The sequence below is a fragment of the Rhizobium sp. R339 genome (assembly GCF_002211395.1).
Taxonomy (GTDB): Bacteria; Pseudomonadota; Alphaproteobacteria; order Rhizobiales; family Rhizobiaceae; genus Rhizobium.
On record NZ_LOKV01000029.1, the window covers coordinates 44,761 to 68,495 of the forward strand.

Genomic DNA, 23,735 nt, shown 5'->3' on the forward strand with positions numbered 1-23,735 from the left:
CATGGCCAGGATTACTCTCCGCCAGCTGCTGGATGATGCCGCCGAACACGGCTACGGCGTCCCGGCGTTCAACATTAACAACATGGAACAGGCGCTTGCCATCATGGAAGCGGCCGACGGAACGGATTCGCCTGTGATTCTCCAGGCGAGCCGTGGGGCCCGAGCCTATGTCAACGACATCATGCTCAAGCACATGATGGAGGCGGTGACGGAAATCTATCCGCATATCCCCGTTTGCGTCCATCTTGACCACGGAAACGAGCCGAGCACCTGCGTCACCGCGATCCAGCATGGTTTTACGTCCGTCATGATGGACGGATCGATCCTTGCTGACGGGAAAACCGCGGCGGATTGGGACTACAACGTCAAGGTCACGAGAAGCGTCAGCGACACGGCCCATTGGGCAGGGGTTTCGGTGGAAGGGGAGCTTGGCGTTCTGGGCTCGCTTGAGACCGGTACGGGCGAGGCGGAAGACGGTCACGGCGTCGAAGGCAAGCTCGATCCGCATCAGCTTCTGACCGATCCGGAGGAGGCGTCGAAATTTGTCGCGGAGACCAAGGTGGATGCGCTTGCCGTCGCAATGGGCACCAGCCATGGCGCCTACAAGTTCTCACGCCGGCCGGACGGTGACGTGCTGGCAATGGATGTTATCGAGGCGATCCACCGGAAACTTCCGAATACCCATCTCGTCATGCACGGTTCGTCAAGCGTGCCGGAGGAGTTGCAGGAAATTTTCAATCGCTTCGGCGGGCGGATGAAGCCCACCTGGGGCGTGCCGCTCGAGGAAATCCTGCGCGGCATTCGGCATGGTGTGCGAAAGGTCAACATCGACACTGATTGCCGGATGGCAATGACCGGGCAGGTGCGCCGAGTGCTGTCCGAAGATCCGACAGAATTCGACCCTCGCAAATATTTGAAGCCTGCAATGACGGCGCTTTCAAAGCTGTGCCGCGAGAGATTTGAAGCTTTCGGAACGGCAGGGCGCGCAAGCTCCATTCACGTTGTGCCGCTCGCGGAAATGGCGAAGCGGTATCGAGCCGGCTCGCTCTAGGTCGGCCAACATCCATTTGAACGCAAACGTGGTGAAGCGGCGATGACCGAGAAGAAAACCCTCTGGATTGGCACCAGCTGGAAGATGAACAAGACGCTTGCCGATGCCGCGCAGTTTGCGCACCGTCTCAGGGCCGCAGACATCACGTCCCATCCGCGCATCCAGCGCTTTGTCATCCCTCCTTTCACTGTTGTCCGGGAAGTGAAGACCACGTTGGCGGGCACGTCGGTGAAGGTCGGCGCGCAGAACATGCACTGGGACGAGGAGGGCGCCTGGACGGGCGAGATTTCACCCTTGATGCTCAAGGACTGCAACCTCGACATCGTCGAGCTTGGTCACTCCGAGAGGCGTGAACATTTCGGTGAGACGGACGTGACGGTAGGACTGAAAGTCGAGGCGGCGGTTCGCCACGGCTTGATCCCGCTCATCTGCATAGGGGAGACACTTTCCGAACGCGAGGCCGGGCGAGCCCGCGACGTCCTAGAGCGCCAGGTTCGCGGCGCGTTGGGAAGCCTTTCTACCGACCAGAAGCACAAACCGATACTGCTTGCCTACGAGCCTGTTTGGGCCATTGGCGTCGATGGGATCCCCGCGACAGCGGACTACGCCGACGCCCGCCAGGCCGAGATCATCGCGTTCGCGGAAGCCGTGCTCGGCCGGCGCATTCCCTGCCTCTACGGCGGTTCGGTCAATGCGGACAACTGCCAAGAGCTCATATCCTGCCCCCATGTCGATGGGCTGTTCATCGGCCGCTCGGCCTGGAAGATCGGGGGCTACCTCGACATCCTCGAAAAGTGCGCGGCCAAAATCTGAGGAGTGATGAAGATGAAAATTGCAGTAGCAGGCGACAGCGCGGGCGAAGGCCTCGCCAAGGTCCTCGCCGATTATCTCAAGGACCGTTTCGAGGTGTTCGAGGTCTCCCGGACGGACGCCGGTCTCGACGATTTCTATGCGAACCTCTCCGACAGGGTCGCCAACGGCGTGCTCGACGGCACCTATGACAAGGCCATCCTGGTGTGCGGCACCGGGATCGGCGTCTGCATTTCAGCAAACAAGGTGCCGGGTATTAGGGCAGCCCTCACACACGATACTTATTCCGCCGAGCGGGCGGCGTTGTCGAACAACGCCCAGATCATTACCATGGGCGCCCGCGTCATTGGATCGGAACTTGCGAAGACGATCGTCGACTCCTTCCTCGCCCAGAGGTTCGACGAGAACGGTCGCTCGGCCCGCAATGTTGCCGCCATCGACGAGGTCGATACGAAATACCACGTCCGCTAGTTGGAAGGCTGGGCAAGCATTGCTCGCGGTCGACGCGCCAGGCGCAATCAGCCTGGCGCATTATCGTTTTCTGGTAATTTTCAGAACCCGGCGAATAGACCGGGCGGCTTGCGGTCCGGGCTTCGCGTCCGCCTTCAGATGCCGCCGGTGATGATCGCAGTGCGACCTGCGGGAAATGCAAGATGCGCCACGCCTTGACGTGATGCCCTGGCTGTCATTTCAGCAGGGATGTGCGGAAGTGTTCCATGTTTTCCTCGACGCTCTCACGGCTGAGGTCACCGGTCTTTCTGTCCCGGATCATCTGAAACATGTGTTCGTGGAGATCGACTGCGCGCCATTTGCCACTGACCTCTAGCGATTTTTGCACCCAAGGCGCGACCATCGTCAGCACGAAGTCGGCGATTACGACGATCAACGGGTTTCCGGCAGCTTTGTATATTGCTCGGTGGAAATCGAGGTCGGCCTTGAGGAGATCTTCGATCGCGGAGTTCGCATCCTCCGACAGCCTTTTTAGTCGGTCGATGCACTCTCTCATCGTGGCGAGGTCTTCGTCCGTACGCCGCAGCGACGCGAGTTCTGAACAGTTGCGGTCGAAAATGTATCGCAGTTCCATCAGCATCTCAGGCGTCGAGCTCTGAAGATAGAGCTGAAACATCGCGAGCGGCATCGCCGGAAGGCCTTCGTCCTTACGGATGTAATTTCCAAAGCCATGACGCGTCTCGACAAGACCCGAGACCGCGAGCGTTTTGATCGCCTCTCTGATTGGAGTGCGACTGATCCCGAGAAGCTGGGCCAGCTCTTTTTCATTGGGAAGTTTGTCACCAGGCCCGAGGTTGCCTTTGGCAATTTCGCCCGTAATGTAGTCGAGCGCTATGTCCAGCCGGCTTGGGATTTTCTTTGGGTCAACAGACAGCATTCCTGGTCACGCTCCAATCAAAAATCGAAAAGGTACGAGGTCATACCGCGTTTTACCGCTTGCGACAAATGCCGAACGTCGAACTGGCCACTTCTCCAGGTTATTCGCTGATTTGTCCCAGCCGCTTCGAGGCTTTTGGATCGAATGGGAACATGAGGCCAGCGGCCAGGAAGCCGCCGTCGACGTTCAGGGTGTGCCCCGTAATATAGGCAGCATCGTCGCTCGCCAGGAACACCGCGGCATCAGCGATTTCCGATGGTTCGCCATAACGGCGTTGCGGAACGAGCCGATGATAGGCGTCACGCGTTTCGACCGTGTGCATGACTTTCGAGACCTCGGTCAATATCGGGCCCGGTGCGATGTTATTCACGTTGATTCCCGATTCCGCGAGTTCGACCGCCATAACCTTCGTGAGGAGTTCGACGCCGGCCTTTGAGGCTCCATAGGCCGAACGTCCGACACCGCCCTTCTGACCGGACAGCGAAGCGATATTGATGATCCGCCCATAGCCTTTGGCGGCCATGATCCGAGCAAAGGCTTGCGCCACGAGGAATGTTCCGGTCAGATTGATCCGGACGACGCGTTCGAATTCCTCCCTTGAGCTTTCGAGAAACAGAGTGGTTGCGCCCACGCCCGCGTTGTTCACGAGTATGTCGACCGTGCCGAACCGGCCAATCGTTTCCTTAACGATCGTCTCAACGTCTTCGTTGACGGAAATATCGGCGCGGACGGCCAAAGCCCGCTCCCCAAGCCGCTCGGCGGCTTCGTTCGCCACTTCCAGATCGCGGTCGACGATAACGACATTCGCGCCTTCGCGAACATAGGCTTCAGCGATTGCCAGTCCGATGCCCCGGCCAGCGCCCGTCACCACGGCAGTGCGTCCAGAAAGTCTCATCTCGTTGTCCTCCAATTTTCTCGATATGAGGTATAAGGTATAAGGTATGACCTTGACAGAGTTATGAGCTGCTTCTATGAGTATTGTCAAGAGTGAAGCCCGGCTGATGTATGGAGGAAGATATCCTCGGCCGGGATAATTGGGAGGATCCGATGACATCAGCTGGCAAGCTCAAGGCCGTGTTTTACGGCGACGACTTCACGGGTTCTTCCGAAAACCTGGCGCAGTTCCATCGCAGTGGTGTGAAGGGAAAACTCTATCTCGCACGCCCTTCAGCACAGACGGCGTCAACAGATGCTCTGTCTTATGATGTGCTTGGTTTCGCCGGTACCGCAAGGGCGTTGTCCGGCGTCGAGCTCGACGAGGAGCTTGACAGCGCGTTTTCGATCATGCGCACCCTCAACAGTCCGCTTATCCAATACAAGATCTGTTCGACGTTCGACTCGTCGCCCACCGTTGGAAGCTATGGTGCTGTCCTAGCGCGCGCTGCGGCTCACTTCGGCAAGAGGGACGTTCCAGTCCTCGCCGCGACCCCGGACTTCGGGCGCTACACCTGTTTCGGAAATCATTTCGCGCGCTTTGCCGACAGGATTGAGCGGCTCGACCGGCACCCGAGCATGTCGCGCCACCCCAGGACGCCGATGCACGAGGCGGATCTGGGCATGCATCTGGCTGGGCAGACAGATAAGGAATTCGTCAACGTCACGCTTCCCGCAATCCGGAACCGCTCGGCAATGGAGGAGCGTGTCTTCAAGGCCTTCCAAGAGGGGGCAGGGGTCATTTTCGATGGGCTCGAAAATGCGGATCTTGCGGCTGTCGCCGATCTGCTCTGGGCGCGGTATCCGACACGTCCGATGTTCGCGCTTGCAGCTCAAGGCTTGGCGCAACAACTCGGCGCTCTTTGGGCCCGCGTGGGCCTGCTATCGTCGGCGGAGCCCGTCAAGACGGAGATTGCCGGCGTCGAAAATCTACTTGTCTTATCAGGTAGTTGCGCCCTGCAAACCGGGCGCCAGATTGCGGTGGCCGAAGCTTCCGGGTGGAACCTTGTCCACTTGGATGTCTCGACAATCCGGTCCGATGATGATGCTGAGGCAGTTGCACGGGAGGCTGCTTTGAAGGCGATCGAGAGCCTTGTGCGCGGTCGACCTACAATCATCTACACGGCTCGCGGGGAAACCGGCCGTCTGGCCGGCGGCGATGTTCCCGCGGAACTCTTGGGCGCCATCTACTGTGACGTTGCGCGTGCCGTGCGCCGCGCGGTTTCCTTGCCGCGGATCGTGTTTTCGGGCGGTGACAGTTCGAGCTATGCGGTGCGGACAATCGGCGCCGAAGCGCTCGAGATCGCCGTTTTTGACGAAGTTCAAAACTGCCATGTCTGCCGCCTGGATGCGCCGGGCGACGCCGAAGTCGATGGCCTCGAAGTCATGCTGAAGGGCGGGCAGATTGGTGCCGATGACTTCTTCCTGCGGGCAAAGGCGGGCACCTCGGGCTATCTGGCGGCGTAAGGAGCAAAAGATGCAAAAGAAAATCATCCTCGAAGCCAGGGTCAACGAGTACGCGCCGCGCACATCCAACCCTAATATCCCATACACCGCCGACGAGATCGTTGAGGCCGCCGTTGCAGCCCGCAAGGCGGGAGCGGCGATTCTGCACTATCATGCCAGGACAGCCGACGGCGGTGCGACAAACACCGTTGAGGCAAACGCCGAAATCATCCGCGAAGTCAGGCAGGCGACCGATCTACTCATCCTTCCCACGCTCGGCTTTATCTCGAATGATGCCGACGCCATGAAGCGCATCGACACGGTCGCAACCCTGGCATTGGACCCTGCTACGAAGCCCGATATTGCGCCCATCGATACCGGTTCGGCCAATCTCGAGCTTTGGGATGCCGAGACGCGCAGGTTCGAAAATCCAGAACGTTTGTATCTCAACACGACCGAAAGTCTCGCGCACTACGCGCGTACCTTGGCCGAAAAGGGCGTAAAGCCGAAGCTAGTTTCCTGGTCTGTTGGGTTCACGCGCCGCGCGATCGCCCTGATGGACGCGGGCCTTGTGAGGGGGCCCGCCTACTTTCTCCTGCACCTAACGGGAGGGCGATACATTACCGGGCATCCGCCGACCGAGGCGGGTCTCATGGCGCATCTTGCATTTCTGCCCGACGACCGGCCGATCGAATGGACGGTCAATTGCCTTGGGGGCAATCTGTTGAACATTGCTCCTGCGATCTGCCGTCTGGGCGGCCACATGGCTATTGGAATAGGCGACTATCCCTATCGCGAGTTCGGCACACCCACGAACGCGGAAGTCATATCGCGCGCTGTTGAGATTGCCCAAAAGGTCGGACGTGAGCCGGCTACACCCCAGGAGGCACGCGCGATCCTCGAACTGGACGGCGCGTAGAACCAATACGGCATGCGATCCGCACACACGCGGCATAGATTTCGATTTTACGAGGTATGACGTCATATCATGGTCAACGCCACTGAGAAGATAACAGTTCAGGGAACCGCGCAGTCGTTTTCGGCACGCGTGCTTCTGCGGGCCGAGGGCGTGGAAAAGTCGTTCAACGGCGTCCCAGCGCTCGTTGATGGCCGACTAACTCTAAAGGCCGGGACCGTCCATGCCTTGTGCGGCGGTAATGGCGCCGGCAAGTCGACATTCCTCAACATCACGATGGGACTGCTCCGCCGCGATGGAGGGATAGTGGAGATCGATGGCGAGCAGGTCGACTTCAAAAGCGCCGCTGACGCCTTGCGTCACGGCATCGCGATCATCACGCAGGAGCTTTCCCCCGTCCCCGAGATGACCGTCGCCGAGAACCTTTACCTTGGCCGCGAGCCGAAGCGACTTGGCGTGCTCGTCGATTTTAGCCAGATGCGCAGGGACGCCCAGGCATTCCTCGATGAACTCGGCTTTGAAGTCGACGCTGCCAAGAAGATGGGGGAGCTGAGCCTCGCCCAGATTCAGCTCGTCGAAATTGCGAAGGCTCTCAGCTATCGGGCACATATCGTCATCATGGACGAGCCGACATCTGCTATCGGCGAACACGAAGTCCATGTCTTGTTCAACGCGCTCCGCAAGATCACCGCGCGCGGTTCCGCAATTATCTACGTGTCTCACAAACTCACCGAAATCTTCGAGATCGCGGATGAGTACACAGTCTTCCGCGACGGCCGTTTCATCGAGACTGGAAACATCAAAGATATCGACCGCCGCCATCTTGTGACACAGATCGTCGGCCGTGAAGTCAAGCTGGTCGAGAAGGGTAAGCCTCTCGAAGACGCGCCAATCCTGCTTTCGGTCTCGAACTTGGCGCGCGGGCCTCATTTCCGAGACATCTCGCTAGACGTGGCGTCCGGCGAAGTGGTCGGGATCTACGGGCTGCTTGGGTCCGGGCGGACCGAGTTCCTCGAGACAATATTCGGGCTGCACTCACCAACGGGAGGCGAAGTTGTCTTCAACGGCGGTAAGGTCAAGCCAGGCAGTCCTAAGGACGCAATTCAACGTGGAATGGCGATGGTGACCGAGGATCGCAAGGACAGTGGTCTCGTGCTCTCGGCATCGATCGCCCACAACATCACGCTTTCATCGCTGGCCTTGATGGCCATCAGCGGTTTCATCCGCGGGGACAAAGAGCGCAGCGCAGTTCAAGACATGATCGTCTCGCAGAGGATCAAGTCGGCGTCGCCAGATGTTGCCGTCGAAACTCTGTCAGGGGGCAACCAACAAAAAGTCGTGCTGGCCCGGTGCCTTCTGACAAATCCAAAGCTTCTCATTTGCGACGAACCGACGCGTGGCATCGACGAAGGTTCCAAGCAGGAGATCTACGCGTTCCTGCGAGACTTCGCGGCGAAGGGCAACGGCGTCCTCGTGGTCTCCTCGGAGGCACCGGAGATCATGCAGCTCAGCGACAGGATCGCGATTTTCAAACAGGGGCAGCTCCTCAACATCATCGCCGGTGCCGAAGCAACGCAACAGACGCTTATGGACATGGCGAGCTGATGAGCGGTCATAGCCCCATTCACGGGAGGACTAGAGTAATGAATACCATCGCTGCGGCGAAGCCCGGAAACTTCCGCGCCGGGGAAATGATCAGGCAGTTCAGCATCGTTCTTGTGTTTTTCCTGATCGTCGCGTTCTTCGCGTTCGCGAACCAGTACTTCATGACATGGTTGAATTGGCTGAATCTCGTTCGCCAGTCGTCGATCAACGGCATTCTGGCGATCGGAGTGACCTTCGTCATCCTTACTAAAGGCATCGACCTATCGGTCGGCTCCGTAATGGCGCTCGCGGGCATGATCGCCGCCAGCCTCGTAACGGAGACCAACGAGCAGTTCGTGCTTTTCGGTATCTTTGCGGGCCTCGCGGCGGGAGCCGGCCTCGGCTTGGTGAACGGAGTGCTTGTTGCCGCGGTCAAGGTCCCGCCGTTCGTAGTGACGCTTGGCATGTTGAGCGTGGCCCGCGGGCTCACCTTGATCTTTTCGGAAGGACGCCCCATCCCGAATCTGTCGGATCCCTTCAAGTGGATCGGCTCCGGGCAGATCATGTATATCCCGGTACCGATCGTCATCCTGTTCGTCGTCTTCCTGATTGGATGGACCGTTCTAAACTATACGACTTTCGGCCGTTATGTGTACGCAGTTGGCGGCAACGAGAAGGCGGCTCGCACGAGCGGCATTTCCACCAAGGTGATCGTCGGTGCGACCTATGTGATCTCGGGCCTCCTGGCTGGTCTTGCGGGGCTTGTCCTGACGGCTCGCACTACCGCTGCGCTGCCGCAAGCGGGCATCGGTTATGAACTCGATGCGATCGCCGCCGTCGTGATCGGCGGGACGAGCCTTGCGGGCGGCCGCGGATCGCTGCTCGGCACACTGATCGGCGCGCTCATCATCGGCACGATCAACAACGGCATGGACCTCATGGGCGTGTCTTCATACTACCAGCAGGTCCTCAAGGGCACGATCATCGTGGTCGCGGTCATCGCCGACCAAATCCGCAAATAAGACCAATCCCGAAATTGCCGCCGGGGAAGGCCGGCGACAATGTCCGGCCCAGCGTGTCGCGTCCGGACGTATCTTAAACCAGAGGAGAATATGAAATGCAGATGTCTAGGAGGAACCTGCTCAATGCGGGTGTGGGTATGGCAATCGCCGTAGCGACGTTGGCTGGCGGGAACTTCGCCTTCGCGCAGGACAAAATTCGGATCGCGGCTCTCTCGTTCGGTGAGTCCGGCGAGTACATGAAGGCTTGGTCGACGGAAATCCAGAACCATCCCGCCGTCAAATCGGGCGAGGTCGAGATCACCGTTTTCGACGGCAAGTATGATCCACTGACACAGGCGAACCAGATCGACACAGCGATCACCCAACAATTCAACGCGATCATCATGTCACCGTTCGACCTCGAGGCCTCGGCACCGCCGATCGAAAAGGCCGCCGAAGCGAAAATCCCGCTTATCGTGTCGGCGCTCAAGACCAAGTCGACGAAATACACCGCGTCCATCATCGTTAACGATACCGAAGGCGGCCGGATCATCGCTGAGGAACTCGCCAAGCGCCTTCCGAACGGCGGCAACGTCGTCCTCATGGAGGGTCCGATCGGCCAGTCGGCCCAGATCGAGCGCCGCGCAGGCATCGACGCTGGTCTCGCCAAGTTCCCGAACCTCAAGCTCATCGAAGACAAGACAGGCAACTGGAGCCGCGCCGAGGGTCAGGCGCTCATGGAGAACTGGTTGCTCGCGCACCCGGGTGAGATCAACGGCGTCCTTGCGGAAAACGACGAGATGGCGCTTGGCGCGATCGAAGCCATGAAGAGCGCCGGCATCGATCTCAAGACCGTTCCCGTTCTTGCGATCGACGGCATCCCGGACGCAAAGCGCGCCGTGAAGAAGGGCGAGATGGCGGTCAGCCTCTACAAGTACGCCCGCGCCGAAGGCCAGGGCGCGGTCGACCTCGCACTGCGGGCGATCAAGGGCGAGAGCTACAAGCCACAGTCCGAAATCTGGGGCTCGCTGATGGAATGGAAGGGCGGCACCGAGAAGGACTACGTCGTGCCGTGGCTCGTGCTCGATTCCACCAATGTCGAGAAGTACATGTAATCGGACAACGGCGGACGGCCCATACGGCCGTCCGCCTTACACCAGGGAAATAGGATCGACCATCATGTTGAAGAGAAAAGTTGGAAAGACCGATGTGACGCTGACCTCGCTAGGGCTGGGTACCTCGCCGCTCGGCGGGTGCAATGTCGATGTGAGCTTCCAGACTTTCGAGGCGGTCGTCCTCAAGGCATACGACTTGGGTGTCCGCTATTTCGACACCGCGCCCCTTTACGGCCTTGGAAAGTCCGAGCATTCCCTCGGCCATGTCCTTCGCAACAACGATCTCATCGGCAAGGTCGTGGTCAGCACCAAGGCGGGGCGGATACTCAAGCCGGAAAGCCGCGCAAAGCGCGCCGAGAGCCTTTATGGCATCGACTGGGTGAAGGCGCTGCCATTCGTCGATGACTACGACTATTCCTATGACGGCATCATGCGCGCTTTCGAAGATAGCCAGCAGCGCCTGGGTATGGACCACATTGACATCCTCTATCTCCACGACGTGAGCGGCGAATGGCACCGCGAGGCGTATAGCACCCACCTTTCGGCGCTGAGATCGAGCGGTTACAAGGCGTGTGACGAGCTGCGCAGCACGGGCTCCGTTAAGGCCATCGGCCTCGGCGTCAATGAAACGGCGTCGGTCCTGCAGGTGGCGGAGGAATTTGATCTCGACTGCTCCATGGTCGCCGGGCGCTACACCCTGCTCAACCACGGCGCTCTCGACCATTTCTATCCAGAAATGCAGCGTCGGGGCATCGGTATCATTGCGGCTGGCATCTACAACTCCGGCATCCTCGCCGAGGGTAGCAAGTCGATGACAACCACCCGCACCTACGATTGCCAGCCCGCGCCTGAAGCGATCGTCCGCAAGGTCGAGGCGCTCGAAGCCGTCTGCGAGCGCCATGGCGTCTCGCTTGCGACTGCAGCAACACAATTTGTCTACGCACATCCTGCAGTGACCGCGGTGGTACAGGGAGCGCTGGCGCCCGAACACGTCGCCGCAAACGTCGCCGCGATCTCGACGCCGGTTCCGGCTGCGTTCTGGGCCGACCTGAAGTCGTCCGGCCTCATCCCTGAAGCCGCGCCAGTTCCGGAGGCATGAGAGCGATGGATCTGGCTCAGCGCAGGCCCTCGGACATTCTGGTCACCTATCGGATTGAGACCGCCGGGAGCGCTGAGGCCTTGGCGGTCAAGATCGGAAGCGACCAGTCGACGGGTACATTTGTTGACCTGCCCGGAGAGACGCCGCAACTGAAGGCGCGCGCGGCCGCGCGCGTGGTCGCTTTCGAGAAACTGGACTCTGTCGAGGTTCCCTCGCTCCCTGCAGCGGGCGAAGTCTTCAACCGAGCGGAGACAACAATCGCCTATCCCCTGGAGGCCGTCGGAACTGACCTCGCGGCAGTCACCACGGTTGCATTGGGCGGGGTCTGGTCGATCAAGGAATTCACCGGGCTGAGGGTCACCGGCCTGCAGCTGCCTCCAGAGTTTGAAGGCGTCTACCCGGGGCCTCAATTTGGGATCGAAGGCTCCCGGCGTCTGACCGGCGTCTACAATAGGCCAATCATCGGCACAATCATCAAGCCCGCGCTCGGCCTCACCCCGGACGAAACGGCGCAGGTGGTTGCTGAACTCGTCGCGTCCGGTGTCGACTTCATCAAGGACGACGAGAAACTGATGTCGCCACCGTACTCCTCGTTGGAGGCGCGGGTGAAAGCGATCATGCCGATCATCCGGGATCAGGAGCAGCGCACCGGCAAGAAGGTGATGTATGCCTTCGGCATTTCCGACGTCGATCCTGACGAGATGGTTCGCAAGCACGACCTGGTCGTGCGCGAGGGTGGAAACGCCGCCGTCGTCAACATCAATTCGATCGGCATGGGCGCTTTTCTGTTCCTGCGCCGGCGGTCGTCCCTTGTCTTGCACGCCCATCGCAACGGCTGGGATCTTCTCACCCGACATCCAGGTCTTGGGTTCGATTTCTCGGTCTACCAACAGCTTTGGCGACTTCTCGGCGTCGACCAATTCCAGATCAACGGCATCGCCGCCAAATACTGGGAGCCGGACGCCTCTTTCGTTCAGTCGTTCCATGATCTCCAGAAACCGATCTTCAGTAATGCCGACCGCCCGCTACCGGTCGTTTGTTCGGGTCAATGGGGTGGACAGGCACCTGAGACCTATCGAAGGACGGAGCAGACGCTTGACCACCTTTACCTTTGCGGTGGTGGCGTCGTCAGCCATCCCGGCGGGCCGTCGGCTGGTGTCAGAGCGGTCCGTGCGGCCTGGGATGCCGCGGTCGCCGGAATCGATCTCCATGAATATGCCAAATCTCATCCAGAGCTGGCGCAGTCGCTCGCCAAGTTCGGCTCTAAAACGGTATCAGAAGGAAGATGACAGATGGAATATCGTCAGCTTGGCCGGTCAGGTCTGAAAATTTCGCAACTGGTTCTTGGTTGCATGAGTTTCGGCGTCGCCGATCGCGGCAACCATGCTTGGACCTTGTCCGAAGACGACAGTAGGCCCTTTATCAAAGAGGCGCTCGAACACGGCATAAACTGCTTCGACACGGCCAATGCCTACTCGGACGGCACCAGCGAGGAGATCATCGGCAAGCTGCTCAGGGAGATGGTGCAGCGTGATGAGGTTGTCATTGCCACCAAGGTCTACGGCAAGATGCGCAATGGAGCGAATGCGGTCGGACTTTCCCGCAAGGCAATCATCGCGGAGGCTGAGGCCAGCCTCAAGCGGCTAGCGACCGACTACATCGACCTCTACCAAATTCATTTCTGGGACAATTCGACCCCGATCGAAGAGACGCTGGAAGCGCTGACCGATCTCGTTCGAAGCGGCAAGGTTCGCTACATCGGAGCCAGCAATTGTTACGCATGGCAATTTGCGCGCGCGCTCTACAAGTCGGACGCTGCCGGATGGTCGCGTTTCGTTTCGATGCAAGCTCAGATGAACCTCCTTTATCGCGAGGAAGAGCGGGAGATGTTGCCGCTCTGTAAAGCTGAAGGGGTCGGGATCATCGCGTTCAGTCCGCTGGCTCGCGGGCGCCTCAGCCGGCCTTGGGATGAAAGCAGTTTGAGGTCCGAGACCGACAATGTCACCGCTCGGTTCTACGGTCACGCGGACGAGGCGGATCGCCGCGTCGTAGACGTCGTCGCAAAGATTGCAGACGACAAGAACGTCCCGCGATCCCTCGTTGCGATGGCGTGGCTTAACACAAAGGCGGGCGTGACGGCTCCTATAATCGGCGCAACGAAGCTACAGCATCTGAAGGATGCCGTCGCTTCCTTGGCCGTCAAGCTAAGCGACGACGAGGTCCGCGAACTCGAGGAGCCATACGTGCCGCATAGCGTAGTCGGCTTGAACTGAGTTTGGCTCAGCGGGGACGACGTTGAGGCTGTCAGGAGGCACGCCGAACCGGGCCTCCTGAGCCAATGCCTTTGGGCTTATCGATCTCTGCTCCCTTCCAGAACCAGCGCGAGGAAAAAAGATGACCACCACCCGTCATTTTGACGTCAGCGACAGCGCGATTGAAGCTGCCGCCCGGCTCATGCGAAATGGCGAAGTTGTCGCGTTTCCGACGGAGACGGTTTACGGGCTCGGCGCGGACGCCAGCAGCCCCGCCGGTATCGAGCGTATCTATGAAGCCAAAGGACGCCCGCGGCATAATCCCCTGATTATCCACGTTTCGGACGTGGAAATGGCGCGCAGGATGGCACATTTCAATCCGAAAGCAGAGCTGGTTGCTGCCAGCTTTTGGCCAGGACCTCTGACATTGCTTCTGCCGATGCGGGCAGATGCGGGGCTCGCAGCCGCGGTTACTGCGGGCATGGAAAATGTCGCAATCCGCTTTCCCTCGTCGAGTGTCGCCCAACGGCTGATCCGGGCCGTCGGATTTCCGGTGGCAGCGCCTTCGGCCAATCGCTCCGGGAAGGTCACCTCGACCCGCTTCTTGGAAGTTGTCCGCCAGTTGGACGGACGGATTTCGGGAATCGTGGACGAAGACATATGCGATCACGGCCTGGAATCGACTATTCTGTCTTTGGTCGGATCTCCAATCATTCTACGCCACGGGTCGGTTCCGCGGGAGGCACTGGAAGCTTTACTCGGCCCGATTGACGAGGACACCGGGCCTCAAAAAGTCTCGGCACCAGGCCAGCTAAAGAGCCATTATGCTCCGGATGCCGCCGTTCAGATGAATGTCGACAGTCCTACCGCCAATATGGTCTGGGTCGGTTTCGGACCGGAGTGCGAGGGCTGTCAATTGACGCTGTCTTCTTCCGGTGACCTTCAGGAAGCTGCCCGCAACCTCTACACCGCCATGAGTGAAGCCGACGCCTTGGCCGGCGCGAGTGACGTGATTGCATTCGCCCCTGTGCCTCTGATTGGCCTTGGCAGGGCGATCAACGATCGGCTGAGACGAGCTGCCGCGCCCCGTTGCGCATAGGCGGCATTTTTAAGCAATTCTATGGCGGCATGCAAAAAACGCTTGCCTCTATAGGTATGACCTTATACCTTACACCTTGCTGATTGAGGAGTCAGGCCACGGAGGTCCATTAAGCATTTCTGGTGAGGTTGGCGGCAGACGCCGGCGCGACCTGGCACGCATTGGGGCACGGGCTTTAATCAAACAATGACGGCATGGCGGAAGCTACATCGCTTCGACGCCTCCTACCGACATCTAGGATGATCACATGACCGAACTTGAAACTAGACCGCTCGGAAAAAGCAAAGTGCGGGTAACTTCGCTGGGGCTAGGCACGGTGCCGCTCTCTGGCTTCAACGCCGATGTCTCCTACGGCGACTTCGAAGCGACGATCCTCGCTGGCTACGAGGCCGGAATCCGCTACTTCGATTGCGCGCCAATGTATGGCTTTGGGAAATCGGAGCATTATCTTGGCCATGCCCTCAGGGCGAACAAGCTGCGCGAAAACGTGGTGGTGAGCACCAAGGTTGGTCGTGTATTGAAGCCCGCCAGCAGGACAAAGAAGCTTGAAACCGTCTACGGCATCGAGTGGATCGACCCGCTTCCGTTTCTCGATACCTACGATTACACCTATGATGGCGTGATGCGCGCATTCGAAGACAGCCAGCAGCGCCTCGGATTGGACTATATCGACGTTCTTCTCGTGCATGACGTTGGTCGGGCATGGCACGGCGACCAGAGCGAGTTCTATTGGAATCAGCTGCGGGCCTCGGGTTATAAGGCACTGGACGAGCTTCGCTCCAGCGGAGCCGTCTCAGCCATCGGCTTGGGGGTCAACGAAACCGACTCCGTGGTCGGTGTTGCTCGTGAATTTCCGATCGACTGCTCGTTGATCGCCGGCCGCTACACCCTTTTGAATCATGCCCCGCTTGAGGCCGCGTTCGACGAGTTGCTCCAGCGGAACGTCTCCGTGATCGCCGGCGGGATCTTCAATTCCGGAATTCTGGCGACAGGCGTCGGCGGTCCCGCGGCCACTTACGATTACGGCAAGGTTCCTGCGGCCGTCGTCGACAAGGTCAAGGCCATCGAGAGCATTTGCTCGAGATTTGCGGTGAGCTTGCCTGCAGCGGCGATGCAATTCGTTTATGCGCATCCGGCAGTGGCCACGCTGGTCATGGGTGCAAAGAGCGCATTGGAAGTCGAGCAGAACGTCAAGGCGATCAACGAGACAATACCCCCTGCATTTTGGGACGCTTTGACTGAAGCGAGCCTTCTTCCGTCAAACGCTCCGCTGCCGACGGCTGTACGATGATGGCCCGCGGAGGCACCGTTTTCGGCGGCTTCCGCTGCGAAGCGCTCGTGGGTTCGGTTCCATCGCCGGAGGCGCGCGCATGCCTCGAGGCGCTCGTCAGGACTTATGGCGAGCTTCTCGCGATCTACTCCTTCATGCATATGGCATTGAGGGAGAAGAGCATGCGCCTCTTGATTGGAGAACTCGCCGATCGCGCCACAGAGATAAAGCGATCCGTCCGTTCCTCGCTTGCGGGCTCGCGCTTTCTCGCAGGACAGGGCCACGCACTCTACCATCTTGGACGGGCAGATGGCCTGCTTGTCGAGGCGGAGGAGCACCTGCAGCGCGGTGTCCTGGTTTCAGATGCATCCCTGCTGGGGCTGCTTTCAAATGCGGCGATCCAGCTGAAACGCTCGGCCGCCATCTTAGGCACGTCGACCTTCGACACGACAGCATGCTGTGGAGGGTCCCTTGGACATGGGGAGGAAGACCATGGGAACGCATTCGATCTGGGTGCTTGAATACTCTCGAAGCCCGGTGCACCCGGTCAGCGGGGTTTTTTACGGCGCCCATAATCAGGGCACGATGAACCTGCCGTTCGCATACATTCTCATCAAGACAGGAGATGCAGTCGTTCTGGTTGATGCCGGTCACGACGCCGCCGATTTCGGAGGCCAGATCGCCAATTCGATTGGCGTTACCGGTTGGACGCCTCCGGAAATCATTCTCGGGGAATGCGGGATCAGGCCCCAGGACGTCACGCATGTCATCCTCACGCACGCGCACTTCGATCACATTGGCGGCCTAAAGTTCTTCCCAAATGCTAAGATTTTCATTCAGAAGAAAGAATTGGAATCCTGGATGTGGATTCTGGCAAAGGGTCGGCGCTTCCGTTCATTGCAGGCCGGACTGAATCCGGCGGATATCCTCTATCTGACCCAGGCAAATATCGAAGGCCGCCTGGAGCTGGTGGAGGGAGAGCGGGAAAACCTGGTGCCAGGCGTTCATGTCTATCCGGCATTCGACACCCATACCGCAGGATCGCAATATGTGGTGGTGGAGACCGGCGGTGGAGACGGCAAGTTTATCCTGTCCGGCGACGTCATCTACACCTACAGCAACCTCACGGGTGAGGACGCCACCGATCCCTGCTTTGTGCCGCCGGGCCTTGCCAATGGCAGCCAGACACGTCTGATCGAGTCCGCCGAGGAGATGCTCAAAATCGTTGGTATGGACGAACGACGAATTGTTCCCATGCACGAGGAGCAGCTGTCAAAAATCTATCCGTCGCGTCTGACGGCTCGCCAGCTCATGCTCGTCGAGATTTGTGTGGCCGACGGAGACGTATCAAGAGTTTGATCGATTTGAAGCAGCGCGAACGCCAAGCTGCATCGTTCACAATCGTCCTCCCAAGGCGATAAGCAGAGAAAAGGCCGGGTGTCAGTTCACAGTGACTCCGGCCTTTTCCAAACACCTTGCCGGCTGCGGTGTCTGCCCGGTGAAGGAGCCCTATATTCGCGCCCGCTTTGATGACGGCCCGGTAGTCCGCGATGTTTGCCATGGAGGACAAGGCCTCCATCTTCCGTGCGCGGCTGACGCGCGGGACCATTCTCCATGGCGATGACATTTGCGCTTGAACCTCCAAACCATCCTTGTTTCGTTAGAAAATGAGCGCCTTCGGCCATGCATGGAGCGGTGCAATCGCACCATCATGCGTCTTCACGTGTCCCATCATGCCAGCAGCGTCAGGGGCGTTGTCGAATAGAGCAACACAAACTAACGAAAAATGATGTTTGCATGTGATTTGTAGCGTCGGATCTTGATGTTAAAGGATCGGATTAGTGCGCCGGAGGACTAGAATATGAAGAGAGATGATCGGAGGCAGGCCATTATGGACCTGTTGGTCGCGCAGAGGGTGGTGGATCTGGACGACCTATCTGATCGGTTCGCTGTATCCAAGATGACCATCCACCGGGATCTGGATGATCTTGAGCAGGCAGGGATGCTTCGCAAGGTCCGTGGCGGGGCAACGATCGAGGCAGGAGGCCATTTCGAAAGCGATTTCCGGTTTCGCCAGCAGCAGGAGGGCGAGGCCAAGCGCCGGATGGCAGAGGCCGCCCTTGAACTCGTCGAGCCCGGCATGACGGTGATGGTCAACGACGGATCTATGGCGTCGGTGCTCGGGGAATTGCTGCCACAGAGGAGGCCGCTGACGGTGATCACCAACAATGCGGCGGTCATCGATCGGCTCAAGACGGAATCAGGGATCAACCTGATTGCGGTCGGTGGACGCTATTCGATGAAGTTCAATGGTTTTTTCGGCGTCGTCGCCGAACAGGCATTGTCGCGTCTCAGCGCCGACATCGCCTTTATCTCAACGCCGGCAGTTTCTGGATTGCGCGTCTACCATATGGATGATGACGTTGTCCGCTCGAAGCGAGCGATGATTGCAAGCGCCGCGCGTCGCTGCTTGCTCTTAAACCATAAGCGCTTCAATCATACTGCTCTTCATGTCCTGGCCACCATTGACGAGTTCGAAGTTATCATCACCGACCAGGAACCGACAATCGAGGTCCGCGCGGCTTTGGAAGGATCCAATGTGCAGCTTAGAGTGGCATCGCAGGAGAGGAAGTGAATATGGCCAACGATCCTTCGGGTAGATGCCGCGCAAGGCGGCACCTGTCCCCGAATCTCAAGTTCGGCCCTTGATGGGGGGAGCCCTTCCACAATCTTCTCCTGTGGGCTTCTCCTATGGGCGTCTCCTATGGATGTTCAACGCGATATCTCAGATGGACGGAGCCGAGGCCAGCGGCTTCGGCGCTCATAAACGTGAGCCTCGCCCCGCCGGCAAGCCCATCCTCGCCGCCCTCAAATATGGCCGGTGTATTCGACTTGCCTCCGATCGCAGGGAAGATGACTAGGCTGACCTCGTCAACAAGACCCTCATTCAAGAAATGGCCATTGGTTTGCGCCCCGCCTTCCAGCATCAAGCGCTTAACACCGAATTCGGTGCCGAGAACATCGAGCGCGTTTTTCAGATCGACGCCATCTTTCTCCGATACGATATAGGAAACGCCAGCCTGGGTGAGGCCCGCCAGGTAAGCATCATCCACGTCAGATCCTGTCAGGACGATAAGTTGAGCACCCTCAATGTCGTTCTTGTCCCAGCGTAGCCGACCGTCCTTATCAACGATAACAGCGAACTCGTTGGCATCCGGGTTGGCGTTATGGATCGGCCGCGGTGCTGTGCCGGTTGTTTCATAGGGACGGTCGACGGCGTCTGCGAATTCCTCGCCTGTCGCTCTTCCCGAAAGCCAGGCGTCGGCACCAATCTTCTCATGCAGGTCGTCATAGACCTTCACGAGTTCCTCCACCGAATGGCCGGTCGCCTCGGCCCAATCATTGACGATCAATCGACCGTCCAGTGGCGACATCATGTGACAGATTACATGGGGTCTGGGCATTGGATTACTCCTCTACAAACATTCCACCGTCAGTGGTCTGCCTTCAACCAGGCTGCGAATTTATCCATCCAGTCGGGGTGCCAGCGTGAAAGCGCCGGCCGGTTCAGGATCATGTCGTCGGCCGCCCAGCGGATCCGTCTGGCATCGATCGCAGACGTGACCGCGTTATCAGGACAAATGATGTAAAAGTCCTCGTCGAGCAGACGGGCCAGGAAGTATTCCACCAGCTGCTCTGCGGTCCATGCCTCATCGGGCATGGCAGCGCCCTTCGGCTTGAGTGCGATGTTCATGGGTGTCCACGTGTAGCCAGGGACGAGGAGATGAGCCGATACACGACCTCCCGTCTCCTTCAAAAGCTCGTGCGACAGCTGTTCGGTCAGCACCTTGACAGCTGCCTTTGCCACCGAATAGGCGGCATTGCCTGGAGGAGTTGTAATTCCTTCCTTGGAGCCGAGGTTGACGACCGCCGATGGTCGGGCTGCCTTGATCAGGTAGGGCACGAAGACGTGTTGTGCGGCTAGAACACCTCCGAAGTTTACATCGATCTGGCGTCGCCACTTTACAGGATCATCCCAGGGGCCGGCTCCTTGCGTAATGCCCGCGTTGTTTACAAGGATGGCCACGTCGCCAAACCGAGAGAGCGTTTCGTCCTGCAACCTCGTCAGTGTCGATAGATCCGAGACGTCGCCGCTCACAACCAGAGTGTCCGTATCGAGTGTCGAGGTAACATCATCAAGTGCGTGGGTGTCGAGATCCAACAATGCGAGCTTCATGCCGCGGGCCGCGAGAGCCCTTGCGATTGCCAAGCCGATGCCCTTCGCAGCTCCCGTGATGACCGCAACGCGGCCAGGAGCAACGATACTGTTCATTCTCTCGCTCATCTTTGTCTTTCCCGTCATTGGACGTCACCGCTGGAAGGTGTGCCGGACACGCCGTCGCGGTGGATTTTCTCAGCCGAAGGCACCAGCGCAAGAAGCGCACCAGCGCTACGCGGGCGCTTGTGTGGTCGGACCATATCTGCTGGCTGCGAACGACAGCTCATCCTCCTAACAACATAGGCCACTCCGCCGACCACTTGAAGTGAGCTGGATCGCACGCACCGATGAGGGGTGTTCACTCTTGGGTGCCTTCGTGACGTCGGGAATGCCTCGTCAATTTGGCTGCGGACGCGACCAAAAGGTCCCTCACTCCTGGTATCTGCCAGATCGGTGGTTGATTTTTGCTCACCGCCCCGATCGATTTTGCTCATGTAACCAACCGGCTCCACGGGCATTAGGTCACCGGCGCCTCGAGGCGATCGTGGTGCTGATAAAACCAAAGGAGTGAAATCATGACTGGTAATAAACCACTCGCAATGGTCACGGGCGGCTCATCTGGAATAGGCTTCGAGCTTGCCAAACAATTCGCCAAGAATGGATTTGACGTTGCTATTTCAGGCTCAAGCGACAAGGTAAACGAGGCCGCCGATGCGCTACGAAGCCTTGACGCCGAAGCGTATCCGTTCAAAGCGGATGCCTCGACATACGATGGCGTTGAGGGGTTCTGGACCTTCACGGAGGGGCTGGGGCGCCCACTGGAAGCCGCGGCTCTGAACGTGGGTATCGGTATCGGCGGCGCCTTCGTCGATAACGATCTCGAGGATGAGTTTCGCCTGCTTGCAATCAATGTCACTGGGACCGTCCATATGGCCAAACGCGTCGTCCAACATATGGTCAAGAACGGCCGCGGCAGGATCCTCATCACCTCCTCGGTTTCGGCGACCCTGCCCACGCCATACGAAACCGTCTACGGCCCGTCGAAGGCATTCGGTTACATGTTCGCGGAATCTCTGCGCGAGGAGTTGCGCTCGACCGGGGTCACGGTGACGGCACTCCTTCCGGGCGCCACCAACAGCGACTTCCACGCGAACGCTGGGATGGGCGATACGAAGCTCGGTGGCCAGCAGAAAAACGACAAGACGCTCGTCGCCAAGCAGGGCTTCGAGGCCCTCATGAACGACATCGACCATGTCGTCGGCGGAGACCAGAAAACCAAGCGGCAGGTGTTGGAAAACCGGACAACCCCAGAGCCTGTTAAAGCCGCCCGGCAAGCCGAACTGACCCAACCGCAGTGAAGGAGCACATCATGGCACATCTGAAAGACAAGGTCGCAATCGTCACGGGAGCTTCCTCGGGCATTGGAGCAGCGACCGCCAGAGGATTGGCGGAAAAAGGTGCGCGCGTCGTCCTTGCCGGCCGCAATGAGGAACGCCTCAGTCAGATTGTCGAAGACATCGCCGGTTCCGGAGGTATTGCCAGCTACAAGGTTGCCGATGCCACGGATTTTGAGAGTACCAAGGCCCTCGTCCCGTTCGCCACGACGACGTACGGCCCGGTCGATATATTGGTCAACAATGCGGGCCTCATGCTCTTTTCCTATTGGAAGGATGCCGCGGTCGGCGATTGGAACAAGATGATCGATACCAACCTGCGTGGCTATCTACATGCGATTGCCGCCGTGCTGCCGTCGATGTTGGAGCGCCGGTCCGGCCGCATCCTGAATATGAGCTCTATCGCCGGCGTTCATGTCGGCGAGGCGGCAGGCGTTTATGGAGCCACGAAGTTCTTTATACGCGGTATCACCGAAAGCCTCAGAAAGGAGGTGGGCGTGGGAAGTGGGATCCAGGTGTCTATGATCAGCCCTGGCGTGATCGATACCGGCTGGGCCGACAAGGTTCATGACGAGACGGGCAGAAAGATCGCCGGAGAGCTCAACAAGCAAGGTATTCCGCCGTCGTCGGTGGCTGAAGCCGTGGTCTATGCCCTAGATCAGCCCCCGGAGATCACGATCAACGACATTGTCGTCCATCCAACCCGGCAGGACTGGTAGCCGGCGTTTTCGAAAGCTCAGAACTTGAACCTCCGGGACCGTCAGGCCGCCCGCGCGGAGGTGGTATCCGTTCCAACCGGTGCCGTCTCTCGTGGCTGTGGACAAGATGATCTTCATTGCATGACGATTAATCCCGGAGGTGCTATTATTCAACGACCCGGCCCATCTCCCGTCGTAGCTCCCCGAATCCGACATGGATCAACTAATGTCAAATTTTTGACTGCTTCCGTGGTCATCACATACCAAAGCCAGGTTAGTTGAATAAGGATTGAAGATACCAGCCGTCTGAAGCAAGGTCGGCGTCGGCCAGGACGATCTTATTCAGTCGAAGTGGGAGTATCCATAACTCATGGTATCCACGCGGGCCGATCTGGCCGACCTTGAAACTTTCGTCGCGATCGCGAGGGCGGGGGGGTTCCGAAAGGCGGCCGCGCTTCGCGGCGTTTCCGGCTCCGCTCTCAGCCACTCGATCAGGGGTTTGGAGGCCCGTCTCGGCGTCCGTCTGTTTCATCGGACAAGCAGGAGCATCAGTCTCACCGCCGCCGGCGAAGTACTGCTTGCCGAACTAGAGCCCCGTTTCCTCGGCATCCAGGCTGCGATGGATCTCCTGGACAGTTTCAGGAGCGGTCCTACGGGCAGGGTGAGAGTGACCACGCTGCGTGACGCCGCCGAGCTGTTGATCGCTCCTCGACTGCACAGTTTTCGCAGCAACTACCCCGATGTCGAGATCGAAGTCAGCGTCGAGGATCGCTTTATCGATATGGTCGCCGAGGGTTTCGACGCGGGCATCCGCTATGGAGGAACAGTTCCCGAGGGGATGATCGCGTCGCGTCTGACTGCCGAACTTGAATGGATCGTCGTCGGCTCTCCAACCTATCTCAACGAACGAGGGCGGCCGGAGCGGCCGGAAGATCTCTTGACGCACGAGTGCATCCGGATCCGAACCGGTACAGACCACGTCTGCAAATGGGAACTTGGCGACGGAGACCGCATGGTTACCCTAGACGTCCCTGGACTGCTCACGCTCGGGGATTCAGAACTGTCCATCCGCATGGCGCAGGAGGGGGGCGGTCTCTTTTACTGCCTGCGCGCACGCGTCGAGGACAAACTGGCGGCTGGTCTGCTCGAAGTGGTGCTGCCGGACTGGTCGTCTACTGGGCCGGGTTTTCATGCATACTACGTTTCGCACCGACAGGTGCCGTCCGCGCTCCGGACCTTTCTCGACCACCTTAAGGCGCCGCTTCCGGACGATTGAAGGGACCTCGCGAGCCAGCTCCAAATTACGCAGATGCCTACATGGTATCCGAAACTCGTAGAGGTCTCGGCCTGCGCTTCAATGGATGCGTTAGCTTATACTATACGAATTCAGATGAAAAAAGCTCATCTATTTTATGAAATATTGCGTTTGAAATAGGAGCTGAAAGCAGAGATGGTTCGATG

The 23,735-nt window shown here is 58.9% G+C and carries 23 protein-coding genes; 19 read left to right on the forward strand and 4 right to left on the reverse strand.

The window, feature by feature from the left end; translation table 11 throughout:
- Position 1 precedes the first annotated feature (1 nt).
- The 3 genes from fba to ATY76_RS32020 are packed head-to-tail and all read left to right on the forward strand — an operon-like array spanning position 2 to position 2,332.
- Complete coding sequence (gene fba, locus ATY76_RS32010) at positions 2-1,051, forward strand: class II fructose-bisphosphate aldolase (RefSeq protein ID WP_088678642.1); 1,050 nt, start codon at positions 2-4, stop codon at positions 1,049-1,051.
- A gap of 42 nt (positions 1,052-1,093) precedes the next feature.
- Positions 1,094-1,864: a triose-phosphate isomerase gene (locus ATY76_RS32015; protein ID WP_088678643.1), complete on the forward strand. Its 771-nt coding sequence runs from the start codon at positions 1,094-1,096 to the stop codon at positions 1,862-1,864.
- Positions 1,865-1,876: 12 nt separating this feature from the next.
- Positions 1,877-2,332, forward strand: coding sequence for an RpiB/LacA/LacB family sugar-phosphate isomerase (locus ATY76_RS32020; protein WP_088678742.1), 456 nt, complete (start codon positions 1,877-1,879; stop codon positions 2,330-2,332).
- Between the two features lie 214 nt (positions 2,333-2,546).
- On the opposite strand, the gene ATY76_RS32025 is transcribed toward ATY76_RS32020, so the two are convergent.
- Together ATY76_RS32025 and ATY76_RS32030 are read right to left on the reverse strand one after the other, a co-directional pair.
- Complete coding sequence (locus tag ATY76_RS32025; RefSeq protein ID WP_004129783.1) at positions 2,547-3,248, reverse strand: GntR family transcriptional regulator; 702 nt, start codon at positions 3,246-3,248, stop codon at positions 2,547-2,549.
- Between the two features lie 100 nt (positions 3,249-3,348).
- On the reverse strand, positions 3,349-4,143 hold the full coding sequence (locus tag ATY76_RS32030) for a 3-oxoacyl-ACP reductase family protein (protein ID WP_004129782.1): 795 nt from the start codon (positions 4,141-4,143) through the stop codon (positions 3,349-3,351).
- A gap of 152 nt (positions 4,144-4,295) precedes the next feature.
- On the opposite strand from ATY76_RS32030, the gene ATY76_RS32035 reads away from it, so the two are divergent.
- The 13 genes from ATY76_RS32035 (at position 4,296) to ATY76_RS32100 (ending at position 18,598) form a co-directional block, all read left to right on the forward strand.
- Positions 4,296-5,648, forward strand: coding sequence for a four-carbon acid sugar kinase family protein (locus ATY76_RS32035; protein WP_088678743.1), 1,353 nt, complete (start codon positions 4,296-4,298; stop codon positions 5,646-5,648).
- A 10-nt stretch (positions 5,649-5,658) separates the two neighbouring features.
- Entirely contained in the window at positions 5,659-6,546 is an 888-nt protein-coding gene (locus ATY76_RS32040) for a 3-keto-5-aminohexanoate cleavage protein (RefSeq protein WP_004129780.1), read from the forward strand.
- 69 nt (positions 6,547-6,615) lie between these two features.
- Positions 6,616-8,148: a sugar ABC transporter ATP-binding protein gene (locus ATY76_RS32045; protein ID WP_004129779.1), complete on the forward strand. Its 1,533-nt coding sequence runs from the start codon at positions 6,616-6,618 to the stop codon at positions 8,146-8,148.
- Between the two features lie 38 nt (positions 8,149-8,186).
- Entirely contained in the window at positions 8,187-9,149 is a 963-nt protein-coding gene (locus ATY76_RS32050; protein WP_004129777.1) for a ribose ABC transporter permease, read from the forward strand.
- A gap of 95 nt (positions 9,150-9,244) precedes the next feature.
- The gene (locus ATY76_RS32055; RefSeq protein WP_004129775.1) at positions 9,245-10,243 is read left to right on the forward strand and encodes a substrate-binding domain-containing protein; all 999 of its coding nucleotides are present in this window, start codon (positions 9,245-9,247) and stop codon (positions 10,241-10,243) included.
- A 64-nt stretch (positions 10,244-10,307) separates the two neighbouring features.
- Positions 10,308-11,342, forward strand: coding sequence for an aldo/keto reductase (locus ATY76_RS32060; protein ID WP_013984674.1), 1,035 nt, complete (start codon positions 10,308-10,310; stop codon positions 11,340-11,342).
- A gap of 5 nt (positions 11,343-11,347) precedes the next feature.
- Positions 11,348-12,631 carry a 3-oxo-isoapionate-4-phosphate decarboxylase OiaX gene (gene oiaX / locus ATY76_RS32065; RefSeq protein ID WP_088678644.1) on the forward strand — a complete coding sequence of 428 codons (1,284 nt, stop codon included), beginning with the start codon at positions 11,348-11,350 and terminating at the stop codon, positions 12,629-12,631.
- Between the two features lie 3 nt (positions 12,632-12,634).
- Positions 12,635-13,615 carry an aldo/keto reductase gene (locus ATY76_RS32070; protein WP_088678645.1) on the forward strand — a complete coding sequence of 327 codons (981 nt, stop codon included), beginning with the start codon at positions 12,635-12,637 and terminating at the stop codon, positions 13,613-13,615.
- A gap of 121 nt (positions 13,616-13,736) precedes the next feature.
- Positions 13,737-14,693, forward strand: a complete 957-nt coding sequence (locus tag ATY76_RS32075; RefSeq protein ID WP_088678646.1) for an L-threonylcarbamoyladenylate synthase — start codon at positions 13,737-13,739, stop codon at positions 14,691-14,693.
- A 247-nt stretch (positions 14,694-14,940) separates the two neighbouring features.
- Entirely contained in the window at positions 14,941-15,984 is a 1,044-nt protein-coding gene (locus ATY76_RS32080) for an aldo/keto reductase (protein WP_088678647.1), read from the forward strand.
- Complete coding sequence (locus ATY76_RS32085) at positions 15,981-16,484, forward strand: hypothetical protein (protein ID WP_245306865.1); 504 nt, start codon at positions 15,981-15,983, stop codon at positions 16,482-16,484. The genes ATY76_RS32080 and ATY76_RS32085 overlap by 4 nt, the downstream gene beginning before the upstream one ends.
- Positions 16,456-17,322, forward strand: a complete 867-nt coding sequence (locus tag ATY76_RS32090) for an N-acyl homoserine lactonase family protein (protein ID WP_088678648.1) — start codon at positions 16,456-16,458, stop codon at positions 17,320-17,322. Before ATY76_RS32085 ends, ATY76_RS32090 begins: the two co-directional genes overlap by 29 nt.
- A gap of 502 nt (positions 17,323-17,824) precedes the next feature.
- Complete coding sequence (locus ATY76_RS32100; RefSeq protein ID WP_088678650.1) at positions 17,825-18,598, forward strand: DeoR/GlpR family DNA-binding transcription regulator; 774 nt, start codon at positions 17,825-17,827, stop codon at positions 18,596-18,598.
- Between the two features lie 127 nt (positions 18,599-18,725).
- Here the strand turns inward: ATY76_RS32100 and ATY76_RS32105 are convergent, their stop codons facing one another.
- Positions 18,726-19,427: a RibD family protein gene (locus ATY76_RS32105; protein WP_088678651.1), complete on the reverse strand. Its 702-nt coding sequence runs from the start codon at positions 19,425-19,427 to the stop codon at positions 18,726-18,728.
- A 29-nt stretch (positions 19,428-19,456) separates the two neighbouring features.
- Positions 19,457-20,308, reverse strand: a complete 852-nt coding sequence (locus ATY76_RS32110; protein WP_088678652.1) for an SDR family NAD(P)-dependent oxidoreductase — start codon at positions 20,306-20,308, stop codon at positions 19,457-19,459.
- 449 nt (positions 20,309-20,757) lie between these two features.
- On the opposite strand from ATY76_RS32110, the gene ATY76_RS32115 reads away from it, so the two are divergent.
- The 3 genes from ATY76_RS32115 (at position 20,758) to ATY76_RS32125 (ending at position 23,550) form a co-directional block, all read left to right on the forward strand.
- Positions 20,758-21,540: an SDR family NAD(P)-dependent oxidoreductase gene (locus ATY76_RS32115; protein WP_176439446.1), complete on the forward strand. Its 783-nt coding sequence runs from the start codon at positions 20,758-20,760 to the stop codon at positions 21,538-21,540.
- Between the two features lie 11 nt (positions 21,541-21,551).
- Positions 21,552-22,295, forward strand: a complete 744-nt coding sequence (locus ATY76_RS32120; protein WP_004129750.1) for an SDR family oxidoreductase — start codon at positions 21,552-21,554, stop codon at positions 22,293-22,295.
- 349 nt (positions 22,296-22,644) lie between these two features.
- On the forward strand, positions 22,645-23,550 hold the full coding sequence (locus tag ATY76_RS32125; protein ID WP_004129742.1) for a LysR family transcriptional regulator: 906 nt from the start codon (positions 22,645-22,647) through the stop codon (positions 23,548-23,550).
- Positions 23,551-23,735: the final 185 nt, after the last annotated feature.

What these genes read in the sequence shown, in the direction of transcription:
- fba (WP_088678642.1), top strand. Translation starts at nt 2, where the DNA reads ATGGCCAGGATTACTCTCCGCCAGCTGCTGGATGATGCCGCCGAACAC.
- ATY76_RS32015 (WP_088678643.1), top strand. Translation starts at nt 1,094, where the DNA reads ATGACCGAGAAGAAAACCCTCTGGATTGGCACCAGCTGGAAGATGAAC.
- ATY76_RS32020 (WP_088678742.1), top strand. Translation starts at nt 1,877, where the DNA reads ATGAAAATTGCAGTAGCAGGCGACAGCGCGGGCGAAGGCCTCGCCAAG.
- ATY76_RS32025 (WP_004129783.1), bottom strand. Translation starts at nt 3,248, where the DNA reads ATGCTGTCTGTTGACCCAAAGAAAATCCCAAGCCGGCTGGACATAGCG.
- ATY76_RS32030 (WP_004129782.1), bottom strand. Translation starts at nt 4,143, where the DNA reads ATGAGACTTTCTGGACGCACTGCCGTGGTGACGGGCGCTGGCCGGGGC.
- ATY76_RS32035 (WP_088678743.1), top strand. Translation starts at nt 4,296, where the DNA reads ATGACATCAGCTGGCAAGCTCAAGGCCGTGTTTTACGGCGACGACTTC.
- ATY76_RS32040 (WP_004129780.1), top strand. Translation starts at nt 5,659, where the DNA reads ATGCAAAAGAAAATCATCCTCGAAGCCAGGGTCAACGAGTACGCGCCG.
- ATY76_RS32045 (WP_004129779.1), top strand. Translation starts at nt 6,616, where the DNA reads ATGGTCAACGCCACTGAGAAGATAACAGTTCAGGGAACCGCGCAGTCG.
- ATY76_RS32050 (WP_004129777.1), top strand. Translation starts at nt 8,187, where the DNA reads ATGAATACCATCGCTGCGGCGAAGCCCGGAAACTTCCGCGCCGGGGAA.
- ATY76_RS32055 (WP_004129775.1), top strand. Translation starts at nt 9,245, where the DNA reads ATGCAGATGTCTAGGAGGAACCTGCTCAATGCGGGTGTGGGTATGGCA.
- ATY76_RS32060 (WP_013984674.1), top strand. Translation starts at nt 10,308, where the DNA reads ATGTTGAAGAGAAAAGTTGGAAAGACCGATGTGACGCTGACCTCGCTA.
- oiaX (WP_088678644.1), top strand. Translation starts at nt 11,348, where the DNA reads ATGGATCTGGCTCAGCGCAGGCCCTCGGACATTCTGGTCACCTATCGG.
- ATY76_RS32070 (WP_088678645.1), top strand. Translation starts at nt 12,635, where the DNA reads ATGGAATATCGTCAGCTTGGCCGGTCAGGTCTGAAAATTTCGCAACTG.
- ATY76_RS32075 (WP_088678646.1), top strand. Translation starts at nt 13,737, where the DNA reads ATGACCACCACCCGTCATTTTGACGTCAGCGACAGCGCGATTGAAGCT.
- ATY76_RS32080 (WP_088678647.1), top strand. Translation starts at nt 14,941, where the DNA reads ATGACCGAACTTGAAACTAGACCGCTCGGAAAAAGCAAAGTGCGGGTA.
- ATY76_RS32085 (WP_245306865.1), top strand. Translation starts at nt 15,981, where the DNA reads ATGATGGCCCGCGGAGGCACCGTTTTCGGCGGCTTCCGCTGCGAAGCG.
- ATY76_RS32090 (WP_088678648.1), top strand. Translation starts at nt 16,456, where the DNA reads ATGGGAACGCATTCGATCTGGGTGCTTGAATACTCTCGAAGCCCGGTG.
- ATY76_RS32100 (WP_088678650.1), top strand. Translation starts at nt 17,825, where the DNA reads ATGAAGAGAGATGATCGGAGGCAGGCCATTATGGACCTGTTGGTCGCG.
- ATY76_RS32105 (WP_088678651.1), bottom strand. Translation starts at nt 19,427, where the DNA reads ATGCCCAGACCCCATGTAATCTGTCACATGATGTCGCCACTGGACGGT.
- ATY76_RS32110 (WP_088678652.1), bottom strand. Translation starts at nt 20,308, where the DNA reads ATGAGCGAGAGAATGAACAGTATCGTTGCTCCTGGCCGCGTTGCGGTC.
- ATY76_RS32115 (WP_176439446.1), top strand. Translation starts at nt 20,758, where the DNA reads ATGACTGGTAATAAACCACTCGCAATGGTCACGGGCGGCTCATCTGGA.
- ATY76_RS32120 (WP_004129750.1), top strand. Translation starts at nt 21,552, where the DNA reads ATGGCACATCTGAAAGACAAGGTCGCAATCGTCACGGGAGCTTCCTCG.
- ATY76_RS32125 (WP_004129742.1), top strand. Translation starts at nt 22,645, where the DNA reads ATGGTATCCACGCGGGCCGATCTGGCCGACCTTGAAACTTTCGTCGCG.